This is a genomic window from Stenotrophomonas pictorum JCM 9942 (assembly GCF_001310775.1).
In the GTDB taxonomy this organism is placed as follows: Bacteria; Pseudomonadota; Gammaproteobacteria; order Xanthomonadales; family Xanthomonadaceae; genus Stenotrophomonas; species Stenotrophomonas pictorum.
This window is the reverse complement of record NZ_BAZI01000323.1, coordinates 1-2982: the sequence shown is the minus strand read 5'-3', so window position 1 is coordinate 2982 and position 2982 is coordinate 1. Positions and strand designations below refer to the sequence as shown.

Annotated in this window: 2 protein-coding genes; both read right to left on the bottom strand. The window is 67.6% G+C overall.

Annotated features, from left to right (window positions below; genetic code table 11):
• Positions 1-1379, bottom strand: a 1379-nt coding sequence (locus JCM9942_RS13085) for a phosphoenolpyruvate carboxylase (RefSeq protein ID WP_157722922.1), incomplete at its 3' end; no start/stop codon positions are given.
• Between the two features lie 177 nt (positions 1380-1556).
• Positions 1557-2982 (bottom strand): alpha/beta hydrolase family protein (locus JCM9942_RS13080; RefSeq protein WP_157722921.1); only part of this gene is annotated, 1426 nt, incomplete at its 5' end.

Below are 2982 nucleotides of genomic sequence, written 5' to 3'. Positions count from 1 at the left end.
TCATCACCGCCGCGCTCCAGTGAGGCACTGCCAGCCGCATACGGCGAGAGCAGCGCCGCGCGCGCGGCATCGTCCAGCGCATCGAAACGGTCTTGACCACCGAGCACGTCGGCCAGCGCGCGCGCATGCACGCTCGATTCCTGGCGCACATCCAGCCGAGCCAGATGGAAGCCGAAGGTGCGCACCCGCCACAGCAGCCGGCGCACCGAGAACCAGCCGGCGTGCTTGCCCTTGTTGGCCTCCAGACTATCCAGGATCAGCTGCAGGTCGGCGGCAAATTCCGCCGGCGACGCATAGGCGCCGGGTGCATCTTCCAGCGTGGCCTGCAGCCGCGCCCGCATGCGGTCGTTGAGCAGCCGGTACGGCATGTCGGCATGGCGCGGGCGCGACTGCACCTGCGGCAGCAGCTGGCGGTACTGCTCGACACGGGCCAGCACGTCGGCGCTGACGCCGACCAAGTCGGTGGACTGGCTGAGCAGGCTGGCCAGCGCCAGCATGTCCTTCAGATACAGGCCGAGCACGGCGCTGCGCTGCGCGTTCAAGGTGGCGGTGATGGTGGTCGCATCCACATTGGGATTGCCGTCCATATCGCCGCCGACCCAGGTGCCGAAGCGCACCAGCCGCGGCAGCGGCACCGTGCGGCCCCAGGTGTCCAGCAGCGCCTGTTCCAGGGATTCGTAGAACACCGGCATCACCCGGTACAACACCCGGGTGAGATAGAAGCCGACATGCTCGCGCTCGTCATCCACGCTCGGCCGCACCGGCGAGGAATCGGCGGTCTGCCACGAGGCGGTCAGCGCCATGCGGAAGCGCGCGGCATCGGCGGCCTGCTCGCCGGGCGTGCGCTGGCCATCGAGGTTGTCCACCAGCGCGGCCACCATCAGCTGTTCTTTTTCCAGCAGCGCGCGGCGCACCGCCTCGGTCGGATGCGCGGTGAACACCGGCTCGATATCGATCCGCGGCAACCACTGCGCCAGCTCCTCCAGCGACACGCCCTGCGCCTTGAGCTGCAGCAGCGCATCGTGCAGGCCATCGGGCTGCGGACGCTTGGTGCCGGCACGCTGGTAGTCGCGGCGGCGGCGGATGCGGTGTACGCGCTCGGCGATGTTCACCACCTGGAAGTAGGTACTGAACGCACGTACCAGCGCCTCGGCCTCGCGCGGTGCGCGGCCCTCCAGCTGCGTGCTCAGTGTTGCCAGCGGGCCCTGGCTTTCACGACGCGCGATCGCCGCCGTGCGCACCGCTTCCACTTCATCAAGAAAGTCCGGCGATACCTGCTCGGACAGAAGGTCGCCGACCAGGGCACCGAGGCGGCGCACATCGTCGCGCAACGGCAGATCGGGGGTGGCGAAGACAACGCTGCTGCGGTACTCGTTCATCCTGGGACGTGGAGCCTTGAGAGCGGAAACGCCCCAAGCCTACCCCAAAAAATCACCGGTTTTTGCAGTGCATCATGGCTGAAACAGTTGCATCTGCACCTTGTCCAGCCACTGTCCCGGCAGACAGCACAACGGGGCGCAAGCGCCCCGTTGTGGACATACCCTGTCGCTGGAACGTCAGCGTTTCTTGCCACCGGTACTGGCCGGCGCGGCCAGCCACTTGTCCAGCAACTCCTCGCTTTCCGCCAGCATGGTCATGATCGATTCGCGCGCGCGGTAGGCGTGCGATTCGTTGGGCAGCATCACCAGCCGCGAGGTGCCACCCAGCCCCTTCACCGCGGCGAACATGCGCTCGCTCTGCAGCGGGAAGGTGCCGGAGTTGTTGTCCTCGGCCCCATGGATGAACAGGATCGGGTCCTTGATCTGTTGCGCGTAGTTGAACGGCGACATCTTCAGATACACCTCCTGCGCCTGCCAGTAGTTGCGCTCTTCGGCTTGGAAACCGAACGGGGTCAGCGTACGGTTGTAGGCGCCCGAGCGAGCGATACCGGCCTTGAACAGGCGCGTGTGCGCGAGCAGATTGGCGGTCATGAACGCGCCATAGGAATGCCCACCGACAGCGATGCGTTCGCGATCGGCGACACCGCGTTTGACCACCTCGTCCACCGCCGCCTGCGCGCTGGCGACCAGCTGCTCGATATAGGTGTCGTTGGGTTCGGCATCGCCCTCGCCGATGATCGGCATGGTCGGTGCGCTGAGCACCACGTAGCCCTTGGCCAGGAACGCCTGCGGCCCCCAGTAGCTGACCGCGTTGAAGCGGTGCGGCGAGCCGGTGACCTGGCTGGCGTCCTCAGCCGATTTGAACTCGGCCGGGTAGGCCCACATCAGCAGCGGCCGCGGGCCATCCTTCTTCGGGTCGTAGCCCGGCGGCAGCAGCAGGTCGCCGGTCAGTGCCACCCCGTCGTTGCGCTGGTAGCGGATCTGCTCCTTCTTCACCCCCCGCAGGGCCGGCAGCGGGTGCGCGAAGCGGGTCAGCTGCCGCGGCGTGGCATCGGCGTCCAGGCCACGGGCGAACAGGTTGGCCGGCACGTCGTTGGATTCGCGGTAGCTCAGCACACGCGGGCTTTCACCGTCGATCAGCGCCAGCGGCATCTCGTAGTACGGCGCCTGCGAGTGGAACAGACGCTCGGCCTTGCCGCTATGCAGGTCCACCTTGTCCAGGAACGGGCGATCGCCCTCGGCCGAGGCGCCGGCACCGATGCGGTAGAAACTGTTGCCATCGGCGCTGAGCTGCAGCCGCGAGCGGCCGGCCGCATCGGCCTGCAGCACCGGCTCGCCCGGATCGCCATAGCGGTCATCGTCCGAACGCGCCGACAGCAGCACCGGGGCCTGTTCGGGATGGTCCGGGGCGATCTTCCACTGCTTGACCTGGCGGGTCTTCCACCACGATTCGTCCAGCAATGCCAGGTCGCCACGGCCCCAGGTGATACCGGCATAGCGCGAGCCCAGCTGCGCCAGCGTCACCGGCGGCTTGTCGAACGGCGCGGCCTGCATCAGCACCGCATCGCGGATCGCCGTGTCACGCGACGGATCACCGCCGTCC